This window comes from Salinimicrobium xinjiangense DSM 19287 (assembly GCF_000423585.1).
Taxonomy (GTDB): Bacteria; Bacteroidota; Bacteroidia; order Flavobacteriales; family Flavobacteriaceae; genus Salinimicrobium; species Salinimicrobium xinjiangense.
The window spans coordinates 81112-107880 of record NZ_KE384057.1; the positions used below are offsets into that span (position 1 = coordinate 81112).

General features: G+C 41.4%; 23 protein-coding genes. 7 read left to right on the forward strand and 16 right to left on the reverse strand.

Translation table 11 applies throughout. The features are described 5' to 3' along the window. Positions 1 to 74 precede the first annotated feature (74 nt). Entirely contained in the window at positions 75 to 3293 is a 3219-nt protein-coding gene (gene ccsA / locus G564_RS19550) for a cytochrome c biogenesis protein (RefSeq protein ID WP_051205572.1), read from the forward strand. 69 nt (positions 3294 to 3362) lie between these two features. Here the strand turns inward: ccsA and G564_RS0116855 are convergent, their stop codons facing one another. The 9 genes from G564_RS0116855 to gcvT all read right to left on the reverse strand — a co-directional run bounded on the left by G564_RS0116855 (position 3363) and on the right by gcvT (position 10231). After that, the gene (locus G564_RS0116855; RefSeq protein WP_029038692.1) at positions 3363 to 3923 is read right to left on the reverse strand and encodes a transposase; all 561 of its coding nucleotides are present in this window, start codon (positions 3921 to 3923) and stop codon (positions 3363 to 3365) included. A gap of 34 nt (positions 3924 to 3957) precedes the next feature. Further along, positions 3958 to 4326, reverse strand: coding sequence for a SpoIIAA family protein (locus G564_RS0116860; RefSeq protein ID WP_029038693.1), 369 nt, complete (start codon positions 4324 to 4326; stop codon positions 3958 to 3960). A gap of 100 nt (positions 4327 to 4426) precedes the next feature. Beyond that, the gene (locus G564_RS0116865) at positions 4427 to 5269 is read right to left on the reverse strand and encodes a pirin family protein (RefSeq protein WP_029038694.1); all 843 of its coding nucleotides are present in this window, start codon (positions 5267 to 5269) and stop codon (positions 4427 to 4429) included. Positions 5270 to 5385: 116 nt separating this feature from the next. After that, the gene (locus G564_RS0116870; RefSeq protein ID WP_029038695.1) at positions 5386 to 6114 is read right to left on the reverse strand and encodes an NYN domain-containing protein; all 729 of its coding nucleotides are present in this window, start codon (positions 6112 to 6114) and stop codon (positions 5386 to 5388) included. Between the two features lie 130 nt (positions 6115 to 6244). Continuing rightward, on the reverse strand, positions 6245 to 7132 hold the full coding sequence (locus G564_RS0116875; RefSeq protein ID WP_029038696.1) for a cation diffusion facilitator family transporter: 888 nt from the start codon (positions 7130 to 7132) through the stop codon (positions 6245 to 6247). A gap of 43 nt (positions 7133 to 7175) precedes the next feature. After that, positions 7176 to 7904, reverse strand: a complete 729-nt coding sequence (locus tag G564_RS0116880; protein ID WP_029038697.1) for a YebC/PmpR family DNA-binding transcriptional regulator — start codon at positions 7902 to 7904, stop codon at positions 7176 to 7178. A 66-nt stretch (positions 7905 to 7970) separates the two neighbouring features. Continuing rightward, positions 7971 to 8261 carry a 4a-hydroxytetrahydrobiopterin dehydratase gene (locus tag G564_RS0116885; protein ID WP_029038698.1) on the reverse strand — a complete coding sequence of 97 codons (291 nt, stop codon included), beginning with the start codon at positions 8259 to 8261 and terminating at the stop codon, positions 7971 to 7973. 65 nt (positions 8262 to 8326) lie between these two features. Further along, entirely contained in the window at positions 8327 to 9145 is an 819-nt protein-coding gene (locus G564_RS0116890) for a sugar nucleotide-binding protein (RefSeq protein WP_029038699.1), read from the reverse strand. Positions 9146 to 9148: 3 nt separating this feature from the next. Further along, positions 9149 to 10231 carry a glycine cleavage system aminomethyltransferase GcvT gene (gene gcvT / locus G564_RS0116895; RefSeq protein WP_029038700.1) on the reverse strand — a complete coding sequence of 361 codons (1083 nt, stop codon included), beginning with the start codon at positions 10229 to 10231 and terminating at the stop codon, positions 9149 to 9151. A gap of 133 nt (positions 10232 to 10364) precedes the next feature. Here gcvT and G564_RS0116900 point away from each other — a divergent pair, with 133 nt between their 5' ends. Together G564_RS0116900 and hutH are read left to right on the forward strand one after the other, a co-directional pair. Further along, the gene (locus G564_RS0116900; protein WP_029038701.1) at positions 10365 to 11891 is read left to right on the forward strand and encodes a bifunctional ADP-dependent NAD(P)H-hydrate dehydratase/NAD(P)H-hydrate epimerase; all 1527 of its coding nucleotides are present in this window, start codon (positions 10365 to 10367) and stop codon (positions 11889 to 11891) included. After that, entirely contained in the window at positions 11888 to 13393 is a 1506-nt protein-coding gene (hutH, locus tag G564_RS0116905) for a histidine ammonia-lyase (RefSeq protein ID WP_029038702.1), read from the forward strand. Before G564_RS0116900 ends, hutH begins: the two co-directional genes overlap by 4 nt. Here hutH and G564_RS19555 read toward each other — a convergent pair. Together G564_RS19555 and fumC are read right to left on the reverse strand one after the other, a co-directional pair. Then, entirely contained in the window at positions 13363 to 13800 is a 438-nt protein-coding gene (locus G564_RS19555; RefSeq protein ID WP_156879280.1) for a hypothetical protein, read from the reverse strand. The two genes, hutH and G564_RS19555, sit on opposite strands and share 31 nt — an antisense overlap. A 102-nt stretch (positions 13801 to 13902) precedes the next feature. Continuing rightward, entirely contained in the window at positions 13903 to 15300 is a 1398-nt protein-coding gene (fumC, locus tag G564_RS0116915; RefSeq protein ID WP_029038703.1) for a class II fumarate hydratase, read from the reverse strand. Between the two features lie 192 nt (positions 15301 to 15492). Here fumC and G564_RS20540 point away from each other — a divergent pair, with 192 nt between their 5' ends. Then, positions 15493 to 15666, forward strand: coding sequence for a hypothetical protein (locus G564_RS20540; RefSeq protein WP_169578148.1), 174 nt, complete (start codon positions 15493 to 15495; stop codon positions 15664 to 15666). A gap of 104 nt (positions 15667 to 15770) precedes the next feature. Here G564_RS20540 and G564_RS0116925 read toward each other — a convergent pair whose 3' ends face one another. The 4 genes from G564_RS0116925 to prfB form a co-directional block, all read right to left on the reverse strand. Further along, positions 15771 to 18302: an outer membrane beta-barrel family protein gene (locus tag G564_RS0116925; RefSeq protein WP_051205576.1), complete on the reverse strand. Its 2532-nt coding sequence runs from the start codon at positions 18300 to 18302 to the stop codon at positions 15771 to 15773. A 93-nt stretch (positions 18303 to 18395) separates the two neighbouring features. Further along, on the reverse strand, positions 18396 to 18800 hold the full coding sequence (locus G564_RS0116930) for a hypothetical protein (RefSeq protein ID WP_029038705.1): 405 nt from the start codon (positions 18798 to 18800) through the stop codon (positions 18396 to 18398). Between the two features lie 96 nt (positions 18801 to 18896). After that, complete coding sequence (gene arsC, locus G564_RS0116935; RefSeq protein WP_029038706.1) at positions 18897 to 19241, reverse strand: arsenate reductase (glutaredoxin); 345 nt, start codon at positions 19239 to 19241, stop codon at positions 18897 to 18899. A gap of 107 nt (positions 19242 to 19348) precedes the next feature. Then, a protein-coding gene (gene prfB, locus G564_RS0116940; RefSeq protein ID WP_156879281.1) for a peptide chain release factor 2 occupies positions 19349 to 20447 on the reverse strand; the annotation gives its coding sequence in 2 pieces (ribosomal slippage) (positions 19349 to 20383 and positions 20385 to 20447; 1098 coding nt in all). Between the two features lie 92 nt (positions 20448 to 20539). On the opposite strand from prfB, the gene G564_RS0116945 reads away from it, so the two are divergent. Continuing rightward, on the forward strand, positions 20540 to 22936 hold the full coding sequence (locus tag G564_RS0116945; RefSeq protein ID WP_037374207.1) for a zinc-dependent metalloprotease: 2397 nt from the start codon (positions 20540 to 20542) through the stop codon (positions 22934 to 22936). 25 nt (positions 22937 to 22961) lie between these two features. Continuing rightward, positions 22962 to 23990, forward strand: a complete 1029-nt coding sequence (locus tag G564_RS0116950; protein ID WP_029038709.1) for a threonine aldolase family protein — start codon at positions 22962 to 22964, stop codon at positions 23988 to 23990. A gap of 236 nt (positions 23991 to 24226) precedes the next feature. On the opposite strand, the gene G564_RS0116955 is transcribed toward G564_RS0116950, so the two are convergent. Then, positions 24227 to 24556 carry a YbaB/EbfC family nucleoid-associated protein gene (locus tag G564_RS0116955; protein WP_029038710.1) on the reverse strand — a complete coding sequence of 110 codons (330 nt, stop codon included), beginning with the start codon at positions 24554 to 24556 and terminating at the stop codon, positions 24227 to 24229. Between the two features lie 127 nt (positions 24557 to 24683). Between G564_RS0116955 and G564_RS0116960 the strand changes: the two genes are divergently transcribed. Continuing rightward, positions 24684 to 26753 carry a S9 family peptidase gene (locus G564_RS0116960; protein WP_037374209.1) on the forward strand — a complete coding sequence of 690 codons (2070 nt, stop codon included), beginning with the start codon at positions 24684 to 24686 and terminating at the stop codon, positions 26751 to 26753. The last annotated feature ends 16 nt before the right edge of the window (positions 26754 to 26769 follow it).

The window sequence follows — 26769 nt, forward strand, 5'->3', positions numbered from 1 at the left end:
AAAATGTGCAGTTAAATAAATCTTAATTAGGACAAAAATACCTACTTTTGCACCGTTTACAAAACAACTTCTACATGCAAAAGAAATTAGCTTCCATAGTATTTTCCACACGCTTAATGGCCTTCCTTTTTATTGTATTTGCCGTGGCGCTTGGACTGGGAACTTTTATTGAAAATTACTACAGCACAGCCACAGCAAAAGTCTGGATTTACAATGCACTTTGGTTTGAAGTGATTATGGCCTTTTTTGTAATTAACTTCGTAGGAAATATCTTTAGATATGGTTTACATAAAAAGGAAAAGTGGTCTTCCTTACTACTTCACCTTTCTTTCATTCTCATATTAGTTGGAGCTTTCGTGACCCGTTACATCAGTTACGAAGGGATGATGCCGATTAGAGAAGGGGCTACAGAAAATACCTTCCTTTCAGAAAAGACATTTTTGACCACCTTTATCGACGGGGAGATCAATGGAGAACCGCGCCGCAGAGTTGTTGAAGAGGATGTGCTTCTTGCTCCCGGAGCTTCGAACGAATTCACCTATCATACAGATTACAACGGGCAACCTGTAATGCTGGAGATCATTGATTATATTCATGGTGCCGAAGAAGGGCTTGTGGAAGATCCAGAAGGAGAGAATTATTTAAAGATCGTTGAAGCCGGGGGAGGAGACCGTCACGATCATTATATTAAGGAAGGTGAGGTTTCCAACATTCACAACATCCTTTTTACTCTGAATAAACCTACCGAGGGAGCCATTAATATTCGCTTTGAGGACGGGGAATATTATATCTCTTCACCTTTTGAAGGAACCTACATGAGAATGGCCGACCAGCAACAGGGAAAAGTCGAGGCCGATTCTTTGCAAAGTCTGGAATTGAGATCCCTTTATGACATGGCGGGAATGCAGTTCGTATTGCCAGATCCTGTTACAAGAGGAAGGTATGACATCATACCAACAAAAGAAAAAACTGAGGGTCAACCCGATGCGGCCGTTGTGAGAGTGACTACTGGTGGAGAATCTGAAACTGTGAAGTTACTTGGTGGTAAGGGAATTGTCAATGATCCAAAAATGCTGAATCTCGGTGGACTTGAATTCTATCTGCAGTATGGTTCCAAATTATATGAATTACCATTTTCCATTAAATTGAATGATTTTATTGCTGAAAGATATCCGGGAACCGAAAAGAGTTATGCCTCATTTAAAAGTAAGGTAACCGTTATTGATGAAGAAGAGGTCTTTGATTATGACATCTACATGAATCACGTCCTGGATTACGAAGGCTATCGCTTTTTCCAGGCCTCATTTGATTCAGATGAAAAAGGAACTGTTTTGTCGGTAAATCATGATTTCTGGGGCACCTGGATCACCTACATCGGCTATACGCTGCTTTATATTGGTCTAATGTGGATATTGTTTGCAAGAGGTTCCCGTTTTGGTGAGCTTAAACAAATGCTCGAAAAAGTAAAGAAAAAGAAAGCAAAGCTTCTTACAGTCTTCATGATCCTGTTGGTCTCCGGTACCGGACTGGCACAGGAGGATGATCATGCGCATGAGAACCCGCTCGCGATACCTAAAGCACGTATAGATTCCATTATTAAAGCAAATGTAGTTTCAAAAGAACACGCTGCAGAATTTGGAAGACTTGTAGTTCAGGATGCAGGGGGAAGAATGAAGCCGGTGAATACCTATTCTTCAGAATTGCTTCGGAAGTTGAGTAAAAGCGATGATTACGAAGGGCTAACATCAGATCAGGTAATTGTTTCCCTTACCGAGAATCCTACGGTTTGGTATAATGTTCCGATTATTAATGTGAAAAAGGATAATGACAGTATCCGCCACATTGTAGGAGTGCCCGAAGATCAAAAATATCTTGCGCTTACCAGCTTTTTCGACAGGGAAGGAAATTACAAGCTTGGACCCTATCTTGAGAGAGCCTATATGGCTTCAGTCCCCAACCAGTTTGAAAAAGATTTTATAGAAACTGACAGGAGGGTAAACCTGCTTTACAATGCATTGCAGGGGAAAATTCTCCGAATTTTCCCTATCCCGGGGCATGAAAACAACAAATGGGTATCCTATCCTGAAGTAGCAGAGGCAGGCTTTAAGGGAATGGATTCTGTATATACCAGGCAGATCCTGCCCATGTACTTTAATGCAGTGCGTACTGCCAAAGAAACGGGTGATTATACTCAGGCGAATGAACTCTTAAGCAGTATAAAAGGATTTCAGAAGAAATTCGGAGCTGAGGTGATCCCGTCAGAAAAGAAGATCGAGACGGAGATCCTGTACAATAAATATGACATTTTCAGAAATCTTTTCTGGATGTATATGCTGGCGGGAGTAGTTATGCTGGTCTTTGTCATCGTGCAGATCTTTAAAGACAGTAAAATCATCAGGGGCTTAATTAAGCTGAGTGCCGTTACGATTATCATCTTTTTTGCTTTACATACGGCAGGCCTTATCGCACGCTGGTATATTTCAGGGCATGCTCCAATGAGTGATGCCTATGAATCGATGATCTATGTAGCCTGGGCTACAATGCTTTTCGGTTTACTCTTCGGAAGGAAAAGTGACCTGACTATAGCTTCTACAGCTTTTGTGACCTCTATGATCCTTATGATCGCTCATTGGAACTGGATGGATCCTTCTATTGCCAATTTGCAGCCGGTACTCGATTCTTACTGGCTCATGATACATGTATCTGTGATCGTGGGTAGCTACGGACCCTTTACTCTGGGAATGATCCTTGGAGCGGTTGCCTTGCTTCTAATGATCTTTACTACAAAAAAGAACAAGAAGCGGATGGATCTCACCATTAAGGAGATTACTATAATTACCGAAATGGCTTTGACTATTGGACTCGTTATGTTGACCATTGGAAACTTCCTTGGAGGACAATGGGCCAATGAGAGCTGGGGACGCTACTGGGGCTGGGATCCAAAGGAAACCTGGGCGCTGGTAAGTATTATGGTTTATGCATTTGTAATCCACATGCGTCTTGTACCGGGAATGAGAAGCCGATGGTTGTTTAACTTTATGGCAGTGATCTCTTTTGCCAGTATCCTGATGACTTATTTTGGAGTAAACTTCTATCTTTCAGGATTGCATTCCTATGCAAGTGGTGATAAAGTGATCACTCCCAGCTTCGTATATTATTCTATAGTTGTGGTCGCGATTTTAGGAGCTGTTTCTTACTGGAGATTTACAAAATACTATAAGAAAGGTAACAGAAGCAGGTTAACGGCAGATTATATCAAGAAGAAGAAGAAAAAGAAGAAAAGTGGTCAGTGATCGGTGATCAGTCTTCAGAAAATTATAAAAAAAAATCCTGCCGAATGGCAGGATTTTTTGTTAATCGTATTATTTCCAATTAAGAGGATTATTCCGGATGTAGTTCTTAATCCGCTGATGGGATTCGCTATTGCGGATAATATGTTCGTGAAATCCCGATTGCCAGTGAAAATCGGAATTAATTTTTCTACATTCAAAGGTCGTACGTCCTTTGAACCATCTGATGATGCGGGATAAATTCTGATGGAACATTGGATTTTTATTTCCGGTCACCCCACCATTTTTCATTGGAATATCGTCATTGGTAGAGGTGCGATTAATCGCAGCTCTACAATTACCGTCGGTAATTGGTTTTTTAATTGTTATAATTCCATGAATATGATCGGGCATTATTACAAATTCATCCAATACCACATACGAAAAATAGGACGGGATATTTTTATACAGATCGAATGCAACATGACCTAAGGCTGATAAATCCATTTGTGGATTTCCAGGTGAAATTTTTCCGAAAAAGGGAATTCTGCCGCCGGTACAGATTGTGATAAAATAAGAAGCATTCGAGCCATAATCCCAGGTCTGGATCCTTGTTGTAGAAATTCGGTATTTATTCCGGAATTTTTGTGACATTTTTCGACCTAACTGCAGCACCAACTATTTTAAATCATCTAATCCAAACCTTTGCTGCTTCAACCTCGTCAAATTTAAAAGCTTTAAGACTAATGCCTGGCACTACTGTAGAAGATGCTTCAGACAGAGTGCGTATCCAGCTCATATCTGTCACCAGGGCAACTTTTTCTATTTTGCTTTGAAGATCTGTAAAGTTCCTGACGTCAAATTTTATCTCTTCCCAAATAGCTTTTGCTTCTACTTCGGTAAGATTAACTATTTCGAAATAGATGTTTAACCTGGACCGCATTTGCAGTTCAGGTAAGAATTGTACAAGGGACTGTTTGAAAGCCTTTTCGTCAAACTTCCCTTCCCACCTGAAGCCGGCCACATGCTCTTCCTGAAAATCTATTTTCTGTAACATGATCTTTGTCTTTTTTTGTTAGTAACCTATTTTCAATTAACAATTAACAATTAACAATTAACAATTACCAATTAACAATTAGCAGGAAAAGCGAATGTTATCATTCAAATTTCCCCTCTTGATAATCGGCATAAGCCTGTTCGATCTCTTCAACAGTATTCATTACGAATGGTCCCTGGGCAACAACGGGCTCGTCAAATGGAGCAGCATGGCCGAATAGAACAATGCTTTCTGCCAAGGCTTCTATTCGCAGATCTTCATCATCATTGTTGAATTCCACCAAATGGAGTGACTGAATAATTTCTCCATTGATCTTTATTTCTCCCTTGATCACATAACAAAGAATGTTATGGTTTTGGGGAACCCTTGTGGAAAATACCCCTTCAGCTTCGAAGAAGATCGTACTGAGGCTAATGTCAGTAAGAGTTTCAAATGCTCCTTCGGTTTCATTTAATTTGCCTGAAATCACCTGGGCTTTTACTTTGTTGTTTTCAAAAGAAGTCACCGGAATTTCCTCTTTTTGGAGACCTTTGTATTTGGGGTCTGTCATTTTAAGTCGCGCCGGAAGATTAACCCATAATTGAAGGATCTCCAGCGGACCGCCTTCTTTTTTAAATTTTTCAGATGAAACCTCGGCATGGGTCAAACCTTTGCCGGCAGTCATCCACTGCACTCCTCCGCTTTCGATCACGCTGTTGTTTCCGCCGGAATCTTTATGTGCAATATCCCCATCAAGAATAAAGGTCACAGTTTCCATTCCGCGGTGCGGATGCGGACCAAAGGGCAATCCATTATTCCCCGGCTGATAATTCTGCGGACCATGATGGTTTAGAAACAGAAAAGGATCTATCATCCTGAGCTGCCGGGTAGGCATTGGCGAATAGGTAATAAGGTCGGCTATTGGCCTGTATTCAGCCTTATAAGTGCGTTTAATGGTTCTCATTTCTTTAGATTCAAATTCAAGGTTCAAAATTCCGAACAAGTCAGTGCAATAGAAAATAATCAATATTCAATAATAAATATTCCTTATTCCTTATTCCTTAGCCTTAATCATTTTCATTACTCTTTGTTCCTTACGTAAATAAGTTTATACTTTCCTCTTCCCTGGTTTTCCCTTGACTCAATTTCGAATTTGTCAATCGAATTGATCATGGGAGTCAATTTCTGAAAACCGTAGTTACGGGAATCGAAATTCGGCTGTTTTTTCTGCAGCAAACTTCCCACATCCCCAAGAAAAGCCCAGCCGTCGTCATCGGCTACATCAGATATGGTAGAAGCGATCAATTTTATCACTTTATTGGTGATCTTATCATAATCGCTCTTTTTGGTCTCTTTCTCTTTATTGGATTCCTTCGCTTCGTTCTTTAGAATTTCAATATAAATGAACCGGTCGCAGGCGACGATAAAAGGATCTGGGGTTTTCTTTTCTCCAATTCCTATTACATTCATGCCGGCTTCTCTTAATCTTGTTGCGAGACGTGTAAAATCACTGTCGCTGGAGACAAGACAAAATCCGTCAACTTTCTGTGAGTACAGGATATCCATCGCATCAATGATCATTGCGGAGTCGGTCGCATTTTTACCCTGGGTATATCCGTACTGCTGGATGGGAGTTACTGCATTTTCAAGCAGTACATTTTTCCATTTGGTGAGGTGTGGTTTCGTCCAGTCACCGTAAATTCTTTTTATCGTGGGGTTGCCGTATTTGGCGATCTCTTCCATCATTTCCTTAACATAGGCAGAAGGAATATTATCACCGTCAATTAATACTGCTAATTTTACGTCCATTCAATTTAACTTTCTTGATTATTCTATAAAGATAGTTAATTGATGGCGACCCTGCCGATGAGAGATTAGGATTAGGATTTTTTTAAGGAAAGCAAAAAGACCGGTACTTAGGTGCCAAAAATGGCATTTTTCAGGAGTGTTCTATGTTGTCGGGTTCTATGTGGATGAGGATATCGGCTATTTCGGGCATCTCGTGCAACAGGCGATCTTTGAGGTTATGGGAGATCTCATGCCCCTGATTGACTGAAAGTTCGCCATCGACGATCACATGCAGATCCACATGGTAGGTCATTCCGGTTTTACGGATGTAGCATTTTTCAGTTTCTATTACACCTTTTTCTTTTCGGGAAATCTCTCTTATCTCTTCCACCATATCCTCATAAAGGTGTTCGTCCATGATCTCTCCCAGTGCAGGCCGCAGGATCAAAAAAGCATTATAAAGAATAAATCCTGAAGCAAATAAAGCCGCCCAATCATCGGCTGTTTCATAGCCTTTGCCCATGAAAAGCGCAATGGAAATTCCAATAAAGGCCATTAGGGAGGTGATGGCGTCACTCCTGTGGTGCCAGGCATCGGCCTTTAGGGAACTGCTGTTGGTCTCATCACTCTTTTTGGAAATAAACCTGTAGAAGATCTCTTTTGTAATGATTATCGCTGCAAGCACAATAAGCGTATAGGGTTTGGGAACTTTATGAGGAGTCTGAATATTTTCAATACTTTCCATGACGATAATGGTGGCAGATACTACAAGAAAACCAACAACTGCAAAGGTTATAAGCGGCTCAACACGGCCGTGCCCGTATGGATGGTTCTCATCTGCCGGGCGTGCCGAATATCTAAGACCGAAAAGAACCAGCAGGCTTGCAAAAACATCTGTGGTAGATTCAATGGCATCGGCGATAAGAGCGTAGGAGTTGCCAAAAAAACCTGTCACACCTTTAATAATAGCAAGCACGGCATTGCCGACAATGCTAAAAAAAGCAGCTTTTACAGCTTTTTGATGAGTTTCTTTATTCATGGAGCTTTAAAAGCTAAAAGGCCGGTTTTACCGGCCTTTATCTTTATTCTTCCTCTTCTTCAGATTCTTCCATTGTGTGATACACATGCTGTACATCATCGTCTTCTTCAAGCTTTTCCAGTAATTTTTCAACGTCGGCAGCTTCTTCAGAAGAAAGCTTTTTTGTCACCTGCGGAATGTATTCAAATCCGGAAGAAATGATCTCCACCTCCCAGCTTTCCAACTCCTTCTGAAGGGCTCCAAAAGCCTCAAAAGGGGCATATATTATTATTCCGTCTTCGTCTTCAAAGACCTCTTCGGCACCAAAATCGATCAACTCCAGTTCCAGTTCTTCAGGATCAAGCCCCTCTTTGGCAATCCTGAAATTACAGGTATGGTCAAACATAAATTCTACCGAACCGGAAGTGCCCAAATTCCCATCACATTTATTGAAATAGGAACGCACATTGGCAACGGTACGATTATTATTGTCTGTAGCGGTTTCTACGAGTACGGCAATCCCATGCGGGGCATAACCTTCAAAAAGCACAATCTTATAATCTCCCTGACTTTTATCTGAAGCTCTTTTTATAGCGCGTTCGATATTGTCTTTGGGCATATTTACACTCTTGGCATTTTGGATCACCGCCCGCAGCCTGGAGTTGGTATCGGGATCAGGTCCCCCTTCCTTAACTGCCATTACAATATCCTTCCCAATTCGGGTAAACGCCTTGGCCATAGCCGACCAGCGCTTCATTTTACGTGCCTTCCTGAATTCGAATGCTCTTCCCATTTAATCCTTATGCTAATGTTAACTGAGGCGTAAAAATAGGAAAAATCCTCAAGCTCCTGAAAAAGATTATTCTCCCGAATCTATAATATTTTCAATGGACCGGGCCAATCTAAAATCCTTTTCAGTAACTCCCCCGGCATCATGAGTAGAGAGAGAAATTTGCAGCTCATTATAGACATTAGTCCATTCGGGGTGATGTTGTTGCGCTTCAGCTTCAAAAGCGATCCTCGTCATAACAGAAAAAGCTTCTTTAAAGTTTTCAAACTGAAAGGAGGTGTGAATGGCATCACCTTTATATTCCCAGCCTTCCAGTTCTTCTAATTTTCTGTTGATCTCGTAATCATCTAAAATTTCCATGGCTCTTTTTTCTAAAGTTACATATCAAATTAGAGGGACAAAATGTATTAGTAGAAGATTAACAATCAGGAAACCAGGCTGCTGCTTACTACTTCCTGAATAGATATCTGTAAATTACGGGGTAGAAGATTGTCTTTTGGGACTACTGCGAGAAACCTGTCGAAGTTTGAGTCATATACATTTTTAAGCAGCGGTTTCTTCTCTCCCAAAGCTTCACAGATTTCGGTTATCAAGTCATTATGGTGTATAAGGTCATTGCTGCCAAGATGGAATACTCCCTGCCTGTTCCTGTTTATGATGTAGTGCAGTTGTTGGGTAAGTTTTGTTTCTGATGTTGCATTGACCACCACGTTTGCGAAAACCTCAATAGCTTCATTCTCCTTTAATTGACGCTTGATCTCATTTACTCTTGGTGAATTTGCTCCATAGACCATAGGTAACCTGGCGATCACGTATTTATTGTTTGGCAGTCGCAGTAAGGCGTTCTCAATCTTTATCTTAAATCTTCCGTAAATACTTTGAGAAAGGGTCTTGTCGTATTCGTAAGAAGGATAATTTGTAAAGGCGTCAAATACATTGGCAGAAGAAAGGAAAATAAGTTTGGTCCTTGTATTTCTCTGCAGGTAATCAATGATCTCAAAGTGAGCGTGGATCTGGGCATCAAAATTACCTCGTAAGGCAGAAATGATGATGTTGGGCCGCAGGTTTTCCAGAAGAATACTGAGGGATTCCCGTTCTACGTCAAATTGATGGAATTTTTGATTCTTTTCGTAGAAGGGATTTTCGGTCAAATAGGTGGCATGAGTATCAAAATAGGGGTAAAGCTCTTTATACAGGGAATTCCCGATAAAGCCGCTTCCCCCTAAGATCAAAATTCTTTTCAAAAACTATCCTTTATAAAATGGCATTTTCACCACTTTAGCAGGAAGTGCTTTCTTTCTAATTTGAATATTAATTTTACTTCCCGGTGTGGCAAACTCTGTGGTTACATATCCCATTCCGATTCCTTTTTCAAGAGAAGGGGACATGGTTCCCGAGGTTACATTGCCAATAACCTTGCCATTGTCATCAACGATCTCATAACCGTGACGGGGTATACCACGTTCCTCAAGTTCAAACCCAATCAGCTTCCGTTTAGGACCTTGTTCTTTCTCTTCTTTGAGCGCTTCAGAATTTACAAAATCCTTCGTAAACTTTGTTATCCAGCCAAGGCCTGCTTCAATAGGAGAGGTGGTATCATCAATATCATTTCCGTAGAGACAGAATCCCATTTCCAGGCGAAGTGTATCACGGGCAGCTAATCCAATAGGTTTGATCCCATAATCGGCTCCTGCTTCGAATACCCGGTCCCAGATGCGTTGGGCATCTTCATTACGGCAGTAGATCTCAAATCCGCCGCTACCGGTATAACCTGTAGCCGAAATAATCACATTTTCCACACCTGCAAAAGGAGCTACCTCAAAAGTGTAGAATTTTATTTCTGATAGATTGACTTCGGTAAGAGCTTGCATAGCTTCAGCAGCCTTTGGGCCCTGTATGGCCAGTAAAGAATATTCATCTGAAAGATCTCTCATGGTCGCGTCCATCGTGTTATGTTGAGAGATCCAGTTCCAGTCTTTTTCAATATTGGAGGCATTCACCACCAACAAATATTTCTCCTCGTTAAAGCGGTAGATAATAAGGTCATCCACAATTCCGCCGGTAGTATTCGGCATACAGCTGTATTGGGCTTTACCATCGGTGAGTTTTGAAGCATCGTTGGAGCTTATCTTCTGAATTAATTCCAGAGCATGTTCTCCTGTAATAAGGAATTCTCCCATATGCGAAACATCAAAAACACCCACTGCTTTGCGCACAGTCTCGTGTTCGGCGTTTACACCTTCGTAGGATACAGGCATATTATATCCTGCAAAAGGAACCATTTTGGCACCAAGTTCAATATGAGTAGCAGAAAGGGCTGTACTTTTCATAAAAAAATAAATTTTGGCAAATTTATTAATTTCAGAAAGGAATGCATGTTTTAAAAGATATTTTTAAATAGAAATATCCTTCATCACGAATGGGCAATCAGGAAATTCTATATTTGTATCAAATGACCAGCCTATGAAGATCCTTAGCGCAAAACAAATTAAGGAAGCCGATAAGATTAGCCTTGAAAAACAGGACATAAGTTCCACAGAGCTTATGGAGAGAGCTGCGTCGCTGGTATTTGAGGAGATCCATAAAAGACTTGAGGGAGCGCAGATCCCGGTAAAGATCTTCTGCGGAATAGGGAATAATGGAGGTGACGGACTGGTTATTGGCAGGCAATTATTAGAAGCCGGGTATGAGGTCACAATTTATGTAGTTAACTACAGTGATCAACGCTCAAAGGACTTTCTTGTTAATTATGACCGGATTAAAAATCTTACCACAAAATGGCCGGTCCTGTTGAAATCTGAAGCCGATTTTCCAGAGATCAGTTATGGAGATTTTGTGGTGGATGCGATCTTTGGTGTAGGTCTTAACAGGCCGCTGGTAGACTGGGTGGCAAATCTGGTGAAACATATAAATAAATCGGGCGCTTTTGTTCTGTCAATAGATCTGCCATCGGGTTTAATGGCTGATGCTCCTGTTGAGGATAAGGAAAGCATTGTAAAAGCTAATTATACGATCACATTTCAGGCACCAAAACTTGCCTTTTATCTTCCTGAAACTGCCGGTTTTGTTGGCGATCTTCAGATCCTGGATATAGGCTTGGACAAGGAATACCTGCAGCAGGCTCCTGCTGTTGCAAACCTTATTTCCAGGCCCGAAGCCAAGGCCTTATATAAACCGCGTCAGCGTTTTACTCATAAAGGTACTTATGGTCATGCCTTAATTATTGGAGGAAGTTATGGAAAGATAGGTAGCGTTTGTCTTACTGCAACAGGCGCCTTGAGAGCGGGAGCCGGATTGGTGACTATCTATGCCCCAAAATGCGGTTATGAAATCCTGCAAACAACGCTGCCCGAAGCTATGGTGATCACAGATCCACATATGGAAATCCTTACAAATATCGAATATGACATTGATCCCGATGTTATTGGATTGGGAGTAGGAATAGGGACGAAGGAGGAAACGATTGAAGCCATGAAAAACCTGCTAAAAGGCAATAAAAAACCAATGGTCATTGATGCTGATGGCTTGAATATATTATCCAAAAATGCAGATTTGTTAAATATTTTACCGGAAGGCACAATACTCACGCCTCATCCAAAAGAACTGGAGCGACTTATAGGAGCCTGGAAAAATGATTTCGAGAAGTTGGAAAAGGTAAAGAGGCTTGCGGCTAAACATGAATTTATTATACTCATAAAAGGAACTTACACCTTTACCGTTACACCAGATGACCTTTTTATCAATACAACAGGCAATCCCGGGATGGCTACTGCCGGTAGTGGCGATGTGCTCACCGGAATTTTAACAGCCCTCATTGGGCAGGGTTATGAACCTTTACGGGCGACCATACTGGGAGTTTATCTTCATGGAAAGGCAGGTGACATTGCAGCTGAAAAATTGAGTTATGAGGGAGTGGTAGCAGGAGATATTGCCCGTCACACAGGAGCTGCAATTTTTGATCTTTTTGAAACACAACTAAATAATACATGAGAGACCATCATTATATAAGTTCTTCTGTCCTTGACCTGGAAGAAATAAGGGAGATCGTTGAAGATAAAAAACTTCTTGCTTTAAGTGAGGAAGCTATTTATAATATTGAAAAGTCCAGAAAATATCTGAATGCTAAAATGAAGGAGAACAAAACCCCAATTTATGGGATCAATACCGGTTTTGGTTCTCTTTGTAACGTAAAAATTTCTTCAGATAATCTCACCCGGCTTCAGGAGAACCTCGTGATGTCCCATGCCTGTGGTACAGGGGAGATGGTATCAGAATCTATAGTAAAGCTAATGCTTCTCCTTAAGATTCAATCCTTAAGCTACGGGCATTCCGGAGTGTCTTTAGATACTGTAACAAGACTTATAGACTTCTATAATAATGATATCCTGCCGGTAATTTATTCTCAGGGTTCTCTGGGCGCATCGGGAGATTTGGCTCCCCTGGCTCATTTAGCTCTTCCATTAATTGGTAAGGGAGAGGTAATGCTGGAGGGGAAGATCACTGCTTCTGAAGAAATGCTGAAGAAATTCGGCTGGAAACCACTTAACCTGCAATCTAAAGAAGGACTGGCATTGCTCAATGGAACCCAATTCATGAGTGCTCATGCTGTGGAAGCTACTTTACGATCAATTAGACTTTCCATGTGGGCCGATGTGATTGGAGCCCTGTCTGTTGATGCTTACGACTGTAATATTTCTCCTTTTAATGAGCTGGTACAGCTGGTTCGGCCTCACAGAGGGCAGATAAAAACGGCAGAAAGGATTAGAAAGATACTGGCAGGAAGTGAAATTGCCGGACAAGTAAAGCATAATGTGCAGGATCCATATTCCTTCAGGTGTATTCCGCAGGTACATGGAGCCAGTAAAGATACGTTGGAATTTGTCTACAAGTGCTTCAAGACCGAAATCAATTCAGTCACAGATAATCCAAATATCTTTGTTGATGCTGATAAGATTATATCCGGAGGGAATTTTCACGGACAACCTCTCGCTCTTGCCCTGGATTATTTAGCCATTGCGATGGCCGAATTGGGTAACATTTCAGAAAGAAGGGTCTACCAGCTGGTTTCTGGTTTGAGAGGCCCTGCCTTTCTAGTGGATGCGCCCGGGCTCAACAGCGGATTCATGATTCCGCAGTACACCGCAGCCAGCATAGTAAGCCAGAACAAACAGTTATGCAGTCCCGCGAGTGTGGATTCTATCGTATCATCTAATGGGCAGGAGGACCATGTTAGCATGGGTGCCAATGCAGCCACAAAAGCAATTAAAGTTGTAGAGAATGTTTCGACTATTCTTGCTATCGAATTGTTCAACGCTTCCCAGGCGCTGTCCTATAGAAAACCATATAAAACTTCCCCGATACTGCAGAAACTTATCCAGGAATTCAGGAAAGAAGTTCCCTTGGTAAAGGAGGATGTGGTTATGGCTCCGTTTATTCAAAAAGCTAAGGTCTTTCTTGAAAATTATCCGCTAAAAGAATTTTCCTTTGAGTAAGAGCTAAGTACCTCTTTCATCCACAACTGTGCTTCCTCCAGGGAGCTGAAGATCTGGAATGAATTTTTATTGGTATAGAATTGCTGCTCAAGACGTGCACTTTCGCGGACCATCGGGTTCTGTGATACCACTGCAATGGCTTTAAGTTGAGGATGCTCTGCAGATTCCCGGTAAACCATTGGATTAACTGCATAAGAATTAATTCTGTTGGAAATATAGCCAAATATCTCTTTGCCAAAGCTTTCACAACCTATTTGTAAGATCCTTCTATTGGTTTCAACATCAAGAAGAGCACCTTCATTCATCTCATTCACCAATACTTTATCCTGCACCCAGATTACACCGCAGTCCAGTTCAATTTTCTTATTCATTATTGTAGGGAAATATTGAGTGTGAAAATAGTTCATTTTTTCGGATTTAAAGTAGCTTTCCTTTTAGTTCGCATCAAAAAAAATACCCTTTCAAAAATGTCATTTTTGAAAGGGTATTTTTTATTACTAAAGGATCACCTATTTAAGTCCGCCTACCATATCTTTTGGTTGCACCCACTGGTCAAAATCTTCGGCTGTCACATACCCCAAATTTACGGCTTCTTCCTTTAAGGTAGTCCCGTTCTTATGGGCGGTATTGGCTATTTCGGCTGCTTTGTAATATCCGATCTTTGGATTAAGTGCGGTTACAAGCATCAGGGAATTATTCAGTAATTCCTGAATTCTCTCATAGTTTGGTTCAATTCCTATCGCACAATGTTCATCAAAGGAGGTACATGCATCTCCTAACAACTGCGCACTCTGCAGAATGTTGGCAGCCATTACCGGTTTGAAAACATTAAGTTCAAAATGCCCCTGCATTCCACCAACATTAATGGTCACATCATTTCCTATTACCTGGGAACAAACCATGGTTAAGGCTTCCACCTGAGTTGGATTTACCTTACCGGGCATGATGGATGATCCGGGTTCATTTGCAGGGATAAGGATCTCACCAATTCCGCTACGTGGCCCTGAAGCAAGCATCCTAATGTCATTGGCGATCTTGTTAAGAGAAACAGCCAGGGTCTTTAATGCTCCGCTTGTTTCCACAAAAGCATCATGTGCAGCAAGTGATTCGAATTTGTTGGGAGCCGAAATAAAAGGCAATTCGGTGAATTTCGCAATGAACTCGGCAACCCTTTTTGAATAGCCCTTAGGTGTATTTAACCCGGTTCCTACTGCGGTTCCTCCCAATGCCAGCTCAGAAAGGTGAGGCAGTGTATTTTCTAAAGCAGCCAGACCATGGTCCAGTTGAGAAACATATCCGCTGAATTCCTGACCCAGGGTGAGGGGAGTGGCATCCATGAAATGGGTGCGTCCAATTTTCACAACATCCTTAAATTCTTCCGATTTTTTCTTAAGCGTATTTCTTAGTCTTTTAACTCCCGGAATAGTCACCTTAACGATCTTGTTATAAACCGCGATGTGCATCCCTGTGGGGAAGGTGTCATTGGAAGACTGAGATTTATTTACATCATCATTGGGAGACAATACTTTTTCACCTTCTCCAATAGTTTTTCCCGCAAGTTGCTGTGCGCGGTTTGCAATGACCTCATTCACGTTCATGTTACTTTGAGTGCCGCTTCCTGTTTGCCAGATTACCAGGGGAAATTCTTCGTCGTGCTTGCCCTCAAGGATTTCATCACAGACCTTCGCAATTAGATCTCTCTTATCTACTGATAGTACTCCCAGTTCACAGTTGGTAAAAGCTGCTGCTTTTTTAAGGTAGGCAAAGCCATAGATTATTTCCAGAGGCATGCTGCCCGGGGCACCTATTTTAAAGTTGTTTCTGGATCGCTCGGTCTGCGCTCCCCATAACTTATCTGAAGGGACTTTTACTTCCCCCATTGTATCTTTTTCTATTCTGTAGTCCATAATGGGATTGATTTGATACAAATTTACATTATACCAAAAATTTTAGGGCTTAAATTCTGACAAAATTCGGAAGAATCGATAAATTTTTCTATTGAGGAAATGTCTTTTGTTCTTCAGAAAAATAAAATAAAAACTTTTGCGATAAGATAAGAGAGTTAGTATCTTTGGCACAGATTCAATAAAATAGGAGACATGTTTGAATTTGATCAATATCTTGGCTTTTTAGCTTTCATCATTATATTACTTATCGGATTCTGGGTAATGCTATTTCTTACTGCAATCATTCCTTACTGGATTGGAGGAGCAGTTAAGGAAATGCTGGATGAAAGAAAAGAAAAGAAACGCCAGGAGAGAGAAAAAGCATAAAGGACTTCTAAAGTCCTTTTTTTTTTTGTCCCTCATATTGGGATAATAATAAAAGAAGCCGTCATTCGACGGCTTCTTTTGTGATGTGAAATTTTTACCGGTGTCTAAAACTCTCCTTCTTCTTCCATTTCACCATTGTTTTCACCTCTTCTTTGTCTTTCCTGGTCACGACGTTGTTGATTGAACCTGTAGGTGAATGAGAGTGTAATACTTCTTTGTCTCCATTGAAACTCGCTTTCCCGCTCAAAAAATTCTGTAGTAGTGAATGATTCTCTTTTTCTGGAATTAAGAAGATCCCTCACATTCAAAGTCAGAGAAGCTTTTTCATTAAAGAGTTCCTTGCTCACCGCCATATCTACGGAAAGCAGACCTTCAGTCTGAGTCTGGGCGCCTTCAGAAGCTCCTCTGTAGAAGGCATTGGTTTGCCAGTCGATTTTCCATGGCAGAGTGACCTTGGAACTAAATCTTCCAAAATAGCTGGTGTTTTTTGCACTATAGTCTACCCCGTTATAATCACCTTCTGTGTCAAACTGGAAGAAGTTGAAACTTCCGTTAAGACGCAGCCAGCGTGCAGGATTGTAAAGTAAACCTGCTTCGGCACCAATTCGTGTATTAGTGGCAAGGTTGATTGGAATTGTTCTTATCACCTGTGTGCCATCTGCAGCAGTGGTTCCCTGCTCAACTCTTTCAAAGGAATCGGTTTCATGCTGGTAATAAACTGAGGAGGTAAGTGTAAGTTTATCCCATCTTTTTAAATATCCCAGATCAAAGGCGTTGGAAAAAGCCGGCTCCAGGTTAGGATTTCCCTGAAAAATATTGGTACGACTTGAGCGTGAAGGAAAAGGATTTATGAACCAGCCACGAGGTCTGTTGATCCTTCTGTTATATCCCAAAGTGATATTTTCCATCTCTCCCAATTCATAAATAAGGTTTACAGTTGGAAAAAGACCAAGGTAATTGTTGTCAAAACTTGTCTCGATAGGAATACCAAATTCCTCTTCCAGTTCTGCGTCTGTAAGGTCTGATTCAATTTCCCCCTTTAGCTGAGTATTTTCAAGTCTTAACCCAAGAAGAAATGAGAACTCGCCAAACCTGTTTCCATATTGGGAATAGATAGAGTTGACATTTTCAATATACGTGAACTCATTTGAAAGTGGTGATTGCAGCATGTTTTGGGAATTTCTTTCTTGCAGGAACAACTGATAGTCTGTCACCTGTTCTTCAAAATTTCCACGGTATCCTGCTTCAAACTGAGCATCTTCGCCTATTGGTCGAACATAATCTACCTGTGCCAGATATTCTGTCTGATTTTCTTCAGTAAAGGTTCGTTCCCTCGGAAAAAACGGATTTTCTCCGGCAAGATCTACTTCAATAGTTTCGTTGATATTTCCGTTCTGAGTTTCAAAATCTCTTTCGTACTGCAGGTCGGCCGTTAACTGATGTCCGCTGTTGTCGAATTTGTTGATATAATTAAGAGAGAGTTGATAGCTGTTGTCTTCTTCCGTTTCTTTCTCCCGGCGGACACTTTCTAAAGTTGAAATTCCATCAGAAAACATCCTGCTGTTGTTGGTCGTAAGGTCTTCATCCTCCCCATACCTGTAGAATCCTGTTGCCGTTATTGAAGACATGTCGGTGATGAAGTATTCGAAACCAAGGCTGGTGTTGAAGTTTCGGTTAAGACGGTTTATATTACGTTCTTCAATAATTCTGTCATATAATGGATCAACAAGTTCACCGGTATCTTCATCTATAAAATCAAAATAGCGGGTATCAGAAAATGAATTTCCCGGGGCATCGAAGTAGCGAAAGCCTGTAGTATTAAAAATATTGAATTTATCTGTCCGGAGGTTAACATTTGCAGAAAGCCCAAGTTGATCGGGGTGACCCGCCCTGGCTGAGACTGACCCGTTAAAGCCAAGGGTCTTTTCTTTTCTAAGGATGATGTTCAAAATACCTGCAGTACCTTCTGCATCATACCTTGCAGAAGGAGAGGTGATCACTTCAACTCTCTCGATCGCATCTGCCGGAAGTTGAGAAAGAACATCGGTATTACCAAAACCTGCCATAGCAGATGGTTTTCCATTAATAAGGATACGAACGTTCTCATTTCCTCTAAGGCTAATTCCGCCTTCAATATCCACAGAAACTGATGGAACATTGTTCAAGGCATCGGCCACAGTACCTCCGGCAGTGGTAAGATCCTTTCCTATATTATAAATCTTTTTATCAAGCCTTACTTCTACCTGGGTTGTTTCGGCAGTTACCACTACTTCTTCCAGTTCTCCCGCGGCCATTCCAAGGGTAATGGTTCCCATGCTGAGGTCTCCGTTTATCTGGCGGTTAGGAAAGTTTTTTGGTTCAAAACTTATGAACTCTACAGTTATATTGTACGTTCCCTGAGGTACCTCAATTGAAAAATTTCCCTGCGGGTTAGTAATTCCACCGGTGATGTTCTGGGGGTCTGTAGTACTTTGGAAAGATATGGTCGCATATTCGAGAGGAGTTCCCTGCTCATCGGTCACTTTACCCGATACTAAATGCTGGTTCCTTTGTGCAAAGGCTGAAAAGGTGTTTACTAAAAGAAAAGAAATAATTAAGACACTGCTCCATAAGTGCCGGCTCATATTTGTGGTCATACCTGATTTTTATAGTAGGACCTTCAATTCCCGAAAAGGTTTAAAGAATGAGAAAAAATTTTAAACAAAAAATGGACACCTTTTGTCACCCTGTTATTTATCGGATTTCCGCGAAGCCTTTTTCTTCTCTTGTTTGGCCTGTCTTTTCTGTAATCTCAGATACCTGTCGTATTGAGGTTTGGTAAGTATGTCTCGCATGTCTTTATTCTCCAGCACCTTTAATTCAATTAATTTCCGGGTTTTCACCTCTTCGCGCATCTTTGATTGTAAGATACGGTTGCGCTTAATAGCGAATTCGATGAACTTGTCTTCCATGAGGCTCATCTGCTTTGCGGTAAGAGATAATTCCTCTTCCCACATTTCAGTAGTCTCCCGGGCAGTTTTTTCTAGTTCACGGGAAGGTTCCGGCTGAATTGGATTTTGAGATAAAGCCGTTGCCGAAGTAAGTATGGCGAAGCCGAAAATGACGAGATGTTTGTATACGTTCCTGATCTTCATAATTTACAATTTTTATATGGTTGTAAAAATACTGAAGATCAGGTGTTTTGTGGGTTAAGTGAGGGTTAAATCCTACAGTGACCTTGTGAAAACCTGTTAATTTAGAAGCTTTTCAATATTTTCTGCAGGCCTTCCCACGACTGCTGAGTTAGCTTTTTCTACTATTGGTCTCTGGATGAGTTTTGGATTTTCCACCATTACCCTCACCAGCTCCTCATCCTTGAGATCCCTGTCCCGATATTCCTCTTTCCAGATCTTCTCCTCGGTGCGTATTAGTTCTATAGGTGCAAAATTCAGTTTTTTAAGAAGTGAGGAAAGCTCATTTTCTGTTAAAGGCTCTTTTAAATACTCTCTAACCTCAAATTCTTCTCCGGATGCTTCCAAAGTTTTTAATCCTTCCCTGGATTTCTTACAACGTGAATTGTGGTAGATGGTGATCATTTTTTTGAGTTATTAGTTATGAGTAAATGTTGTTTGTTGCGAGGTGTCAGTTGTCGGTTCTCGGTTCTCGGTTATGAGTTGTCCTTAGACCTTGAACCTTGAACCCTTTAGTCTTCTACCTTTTGCCCCATCATCATCAGAAAGGCCTTCAGGAATTGATCAATGTCTCCATCCATTACAGCGTCTACATTTCCTGTTTCTTGCCCTGTCCGAACATCCTTGACCAATTTATAGGGATGCATCACATAATTTCTTATCTGGGATCCCCATTCGATCTTCATTTTGGAATCTTCGATCTCCCTGCGCTGGGCCTGTTGCTTCTGAAGTTCGATCTCGTACAGCTGACTTTTAAGTAGCTGCATAGCCTTTGTCTTGTTCTCGAGCTGAGAACGTGTTTCAGAGTTTTCCACGACTATTCCCGAAGGAGCATGGCGAAGTCGTACTGCCGTCTCCACTTTATTCACATTCTGTCCTCCGGCACCCGATGACCTCATGGTCTCCCAGGAGATATCGGCCGGATTTATATCTATCTGTATCGTTTCGTCGGCAAGTGGATATACATATACACTCGCGAAAGAGGTATGTCTTTTAGCATTGCTGTCAAAAGGAGATATTCTAACCAGCCTGTGTACACCGTTTTCACCTTTTAGCCAGCCAAAGGCAAAGTCTCCTTCTATTTCAAGAGTGACGGTCTTTACTCCGGCGACTTCTCCTGCCTGATAGTTGAGCTCCCTGACAGAATATTTCCGGTCTTCTGCCCAACGAAGATACATACGCATCAACATTTCTGCCCAGTCACAACTTTCAGTTCCACCGGCCCCGGCCGTAACCTGAAGTACGGCACTAAGACTGTCTCCTTCTTCAGAAAGCATGTTTTTGAATTCCAGATCTTCTATGAGATCTTCCGCTTTTTTATGCCGCTCTTCGACATCTTCGGCTGTAGCTTCACCTTCCTTATGAAATTCAAAGATGACTTCAAGATCATCCACAAGAGTAACTGCCTCTTCGTAATCATCAACCCATTTCTTTTCAGAATTGAGCTCCTTTACAAGAAGTTCCGCTTTTTTAGGATCGTTCCAGAAGTCGGGTGCAAGAGTCTTCTCCTGCAGGTTGGAAATTTCTATTTTTTTGGCATCAACGTCAAAGATACCTCCTTAACGCAACCAGGCGATCTTTGAGGTCCTTAATAGTATCTGTAGTCAACATACTTGATTTTTGAACAAAAATAGAATTAAAGCAGGTTCTCCGAAACTATTTTACGATTATTTTATAGTTTTAGCTTCTCCAAAAATCCGAATATGATAAGATCTCTTTTATGCTACTTCACTTTAGTCTTTTTATCTGCTTCTGCGTCAGCACAATTTCTGGATAAGAAGGAGGACCTGAAGAAATTCGAAGGCTATTTTAATTTCTATTACGATCAAAAGGAAGATAAGATATACCTCGAAGTAGACAAGCTTGATGAGGAGTTCCTCTATACCCATTTCCTTACCAGCGGAGTGGGTTCTAATGATATTGGTCTTGATCGCGGACAATTGGGAGGCGGTGTAATTGTGAAATTTCAGAAGGCAGGTAATAAGTTGTTGCTTGTACAACCTAACCAGAAATTCCGTGCAGTCACTGAGAATGTCCTGGAGAAACAGAGTGTAGAGGAGGCTTTTGCAAAATCTGTACTCGCTGGTTTTGAGATCAAGGAAGAAAGTAAATCAGCTTTTATAATAGACCTGACTCCATTTCTAATGCAGGATGCTCATGGAGTTGCCGACAGGTTGAAATCAGGAAACCATGGAGATTTTAAAGTAGATCCCTCAAAAAGTGCTCTTGCTCTTGAAAGGACCAAAGCTTTTCCTGAAAATGTTGACTTTGAAAGCCTATTGACGTTTGCGGGAGAGGCAAAGAGCAGAACATTGAAAAATGTTTTGCCAGATGCACAGAATCTTACTGTTATACAACATCATTCTTTTGTGAAGCTTCCCGAAGAAGGTTACGAAAAGCGCATTTTTGACCCCCGTACCGGGGCGCAGTATATTTCTTATTATGACTATGCATCCCCGGTGTTTGAACCTATTGAAAAGAGATGGGCAAAACGACACCGGCTGCAAAAAAAAGATCCTGATGCCCAACTGAGTGAAGCAGTTGAACCTATAGTTTATTACCTGGATCCCGGAACTCCCGAACCTGTGAAGTCTGCATTACTTGAAGGTGCATCCTGGTGGGATGAAGCTTTTCAAACATTGGGCTATAAGAATGCGTTTCAGGTGAAGATGTTACCTGAGGGGGCAGATCCGCTGGATGTGCGCTACAATATGATTCAATGGGTTCACCGGTCTACCTGGGGCTGGAGCTATGGAGCGAGTGTGGTAGATCCAAGAACAGGAGAGATCATTAAAGGCCATGTGAGTCTGGGAAGTTTGCGGATAAGGCAGGATTTTATGATCGCCCAGGGTTTGATGAACAGACCTTTTGCCGGGAGTGATGAGAACCATGAAAAGATGCTGGAGCTGGCAATTGCACGAATACGGCAGCTATCGGCGCATGAGGTGGGTCACACCATAGGTTTTGCTCATAATTTTGCAGCCAGCGTAAACGACAGAGCTTCGGTTATGGATTATCCTCATCCGCAATTCAAAATTACAAACGGTGAAATAGATTTTTCTGAAGCCTACGATACAGGCTTAGGAGAATGGGACATATTTACTGTAAAAGCGCTGTACGGAGAGGCTCCAGAAGGGGTTTCAGAAAGGGCGTTTTTGAATGATCTCATTGCTGAAGCTACTGCGAAGGGACTGCAATTTATTTCAGATAGTGATGCCAGGGCCACAGGAGGAGCACATATAAATGCACATCTTTGGGATAATGGTAGAAGTGCTGTGGAGGAATTGGAGCATATCCTTGAGGTGAGAAAAATAGGAATTGAGAACTTTTCTGAAGATAACATCAGAAAGAATGAGCCCTTCTCTGTACTGGAAGATGTTTTTGTCCCGGTATATTTTCTTCACAGATACCAAACGGAAGCTGCGGTCAAGTTGATTGGTGGCCTTAATTACAACTATGCCGTAAAGGGCGGTACAGAAGATGTTCAGCAGGTGCTCGACCGGGATTCTCAAAAGGCTGCTTTAAATGCCATTTTAGAGACCTTATCTCCTGAAGTGCTTGCAATTCCTCAGGACAAACTGGATCTGTTTCCACCACGGGCATTTGGTTTCTCCCGCCGCCGTGAATCTTTTAAAAGTAATACCGGCGTAAGCTTTGACGCTCTCGGTGCACCTGGTACCGCAAGTGAAATGACGCTTTCTCTTTTACTTCATCCTCAACGTGCAGCCCGACTGGTGCAACAGAATGCTTTAGATCGCAATCAGCTGGGCCTCGGGGAAGTACTTGAAACACTAGCCGAAAAAACGATCAAACAACCAGGGTCAAAAAAGCCATATTTGGAGCAGGTTCAAAATGTGGTGAATTACAATGTGCTGCAATCCCTGCTTGAGCTTGCTGCTAATGATGATGCTACTCCCGTCGTAAAAGCTGAAGTCTATACTGTGCTTCAGGATCTTGAGAAATGGCTCGGCTCAAGGAAAGATCCGGCATCTAATTTTATGTTGCAGGATATTAAAAGTTTTTGGAAAGATCCTTCAGAATTTAAACCTGTAAGAACAGTGCCGCAAATTCCCGATGGTTCTCCTATTGGAAGTTATTAGAAAATAAAAATTAAGAAGTATACCTATGAAAGAAATAGATCTAAGAAGTGATACCGTTACCAAGCCTACCAAAGGAATGATGGAGGCGATCATTAATGCCGAAGTAGGGGATGATGTTTATAAGGAAGACCCTACCGTTAACAGGCTGGAACAAAAACTGGCAGATATGTTTGGGATGGAAGAAGCATTATTCTTCCCCACAGGAAGTATGGCCAATCAGGCTGCCATTAAACTGCACACACAACCTGCAGACCAGCTCATCTGCGATAAATGGGCGCATGTTTATAACTATGAAGGCGGCGGAGCATCCTTTAACAGCGGAGTCTCCTGTAAGCTGGTAGATGGTGACCGAGGGATGATCACAGCAGCGCAGGTGGAGGAAAACATCAATCCGCCCGATTTTTACCACAGTCCGTTAACAACTCTGGTTTGTCTTGAAAACACCACAAACAAGGGGGGAGGAGCCTGTTATGACTTTGAGGAGATAAAGAAGATAAGGCAGGTGTGTGATCAGCATGATCTGGCACTTCATCTTGACGGGGCAAGACTCTTTAATGCTCTGGTAGCCAAAAAAGAAGATCCAAAAGACTACGGAAAAGTTTTCGACACCATTTCGGTTTGCCTTTCGAAAGGTTTGGGTACTCCGCTGGGAACTGTCCTGATTGGAAATAGCAAGATCATGAAAAATGCAATGCGGGTGAGAAAGGTGCTGGGCGGCGGAATGCGGCAGATAGGATTTATGGCAGCCGCCGGAATTTATGCACTGGAAAACCATGTGGAGCGGCTGGCCGAGGACCATAAAAGAGCTTCAGCAATAGGGAAGACACTTCGGGAGCAGTCTTATGTTGCTGAAGTGGAGCCGGTGGAGACTAACATTGTCATCTTTTACCTGAAAGATCCTGCAAATGAAGCAGCTTTTATGGAAGAACTGAAGAAGGAAAATATCAGGATAAGTAATATGGGGCAGGGAAAACTCAGGGTTGTAACGCACCTGGATTATTCCGAAGAAATGCATCAAAAGTTTCTTGAAGTTCTGAAAGGAATTAAGCTGTAAAAATAATCCTCTTCAAAATGTGATTTTTGAAGAGGATTATTTTAAAGTTAGAATTACGAAGTTAGAAGTAGGAAGTAAGTATTTAAGAGTAATCCATTACTCACTACTCACTACTCACTACTCACTACTCACTACTCACTACTCAATACTCACTACTCACTACTCAATACTAACTACTCAATACTAACTACTCAATACTAACTACTCAATACTAACTACTCAATACTCAATACCAACTACTTCCCAAGCATTTCATCCATTCCGGGAATATCGGGCATACCTTCTTTTGCAACGGCGGCAAGTTCTGCTTCGTTCACTTCTGTGGCACGTGCAACGGCCTTATTGATGGTAAGCACCAGGTAATCTTCCAGCTGCTCCTTGTCCTCAAGTAACTCGTCGGCAATTTCTATGTTTTTGATCTCTCTGCTGGCAGTAATGGTAACCTTTAGCAAACCATCGGCAGATTGTTCATCTAATAGCACCGTTTTCAGTCTTTCTTTGGTTTCTTCAACTTTCTTCTGGGTTTCCTTGATCTTATTCATCATACCCATCATATCTCCAAACATAATTTTTCTTTTTTTTTGTTAGGACAAAACTACCTAAAAAGGTCATATTATAGAACTTATGACCACAGTTTTAAGTTTTCTTTATTAGAAAGCTTAACTTTGCAGCCGGTAAAATTAAAATGAGAAAATGAAAGTTGCTGCTAAAGAAATAATTGCCCCCCAGGCCAGGAAAATTCCGGTCCAGTTAGAAAAACACGGTGACATACGTACAGACAATTACTTTTGGATGCGCGAACGCGAAAATCCCGAAGTTATAGATTATCTGACGCAGGAAAACCGGTATAATGATCAAATGACCGCTCATACAAAAGAGCTGCAGGAAAACCTTTTTCAGGAAGTAAAACAAAGAATAAAGGAAGATGATTCTTCGGTTCCCTATAAGCTGAATGGTTACTGGTATATTACCCGCTTTGAGAAAGGAAAGGATTATCCCATCTACTCCAGAAAAAAAGAAACACTTGATGCCCCCGAAGAAATACTTTTCAATGTAAATGAAATGGCAAAAGGTCATGATTATTACAGGTTAAGTGGATTAAGCGTGAGCCCAAACAACAAGTTGATTTCCTATGCTGTAGATACGGTAAGCCGAAGGAAATACACTATTTATATCAAGAATCTTGAAACAGGAGAAGTATATTCAGAAAAAATAAAAAATACTACAGGGGGAGCCACCTGGGCCAGTGATAATAAAACCTTGTTCTACGCACGTAAGGACGAAGAAACGCTAAGGAGTAATAAGATCTATAAGCACAGACTTGGTACTAAGGCTAAAGAAGATGAGCTGATCTTTGTAGAGGAGGATGAGACTTTTCATACTTATGTCTACAAATCCAAATCTCAACGTTTTATTATTATAGGTTCTGACAGTACCCTTACTTCAGAATACAGATTCCTTTCGGCAGATGATCCTGACGGGGAATTTAAAATTGTACAGCCACGTATAAGGGGAGTAGAGTACAGCATAGCCCATTACAGGGATTGTTTTTATATACTTACCAATAAGGACGGGGCCACAAATTTTAAACTTATGAAGGCTTCTGTTCACGATCCCGGAATAGAAAACTGGAAAGAGGTAATTCCACACAGAGAAGATGTTTTGCTTGAGGATATTGATCTTTTCAGAGATTACCTGGTGGTGAGTGAAAGGAGTGAGGGGTTGAATAAGATCCATATTCGCAGGTGGGATGGAACAGATGCTTATTTTCTGCCGTTCGACAATGAGACCTATACCGCTTTTACAGGAACCAATCCTGACTTTGATACAGAAATTCTGAGATATACATATAATTCTCTCATTACACCTACACAGGTGGTGGATTTTAATATGAGAACCAAAGAAAAGATTGTCAGGAAGGAACTGGAGGTTTTAGGAGGAAAATTCAAAAAAGAGAATTACGTTTCTGAGCGTATATGGGCCACAGCACAGGACGGAACTCTTATTCCCGTTACTATGGTGCACCGCAGGGAGCTAAAAAGAGATGGTTCCAATCCGGTACTTTTATATGCTTATGGTTCTTATGGTTCAACAATAGACCCCTACTTCTCAAATGTAAGACTTAGTTTGCTCGATCGCGGTTTCATCTTTGCTATCGCTCATGTGAGAGGTGGAGAATACCTGGGAAGACCGTGGTATGAAGATGGCAAACTTCTGAAAAAGAAAAATACATTTACAGATTTCATTGATTGTACCCTCCATCTTATCAAAGAGAAATACACATCTCCCGAACATATGTACGCTAGTGGAGGTTCTGCGGGAGGATTGTTAATGGGTGTAGTAGCCAATATGGCTCCGCATTTATACAAGGGAATAATAGCATCGGTACCTTTTGTGGATGTTGTAACTACGATGTTGGATGATACCATTCCTTTAACAACCGGAGAGTATGATGAATGGGGTAATCCAAATATTCCGGAATACTATTTCTATATGAAAGCCTATTCTCCTTATGATAATGTGATGGCGCAGGATTATCCCAACATGTTGGTTACAACCGGTTTACATGATTCCCAGGTGCAGTACTGGGAGCCTGCAAAATGGGTGGCCAAATTGAGAGAATTAAAAACAGATAATAATATTTTACTTTTTCACACCAATATGGAGGCCGGACATGGAGGAGCATCAGGACGCTTTGAAGCATTAAGGGAGGTTGCCGAGGAATATGCTTTTCTATTGGATTTAGAGGGAATCACTGAATAATTAAATTATTTGACTA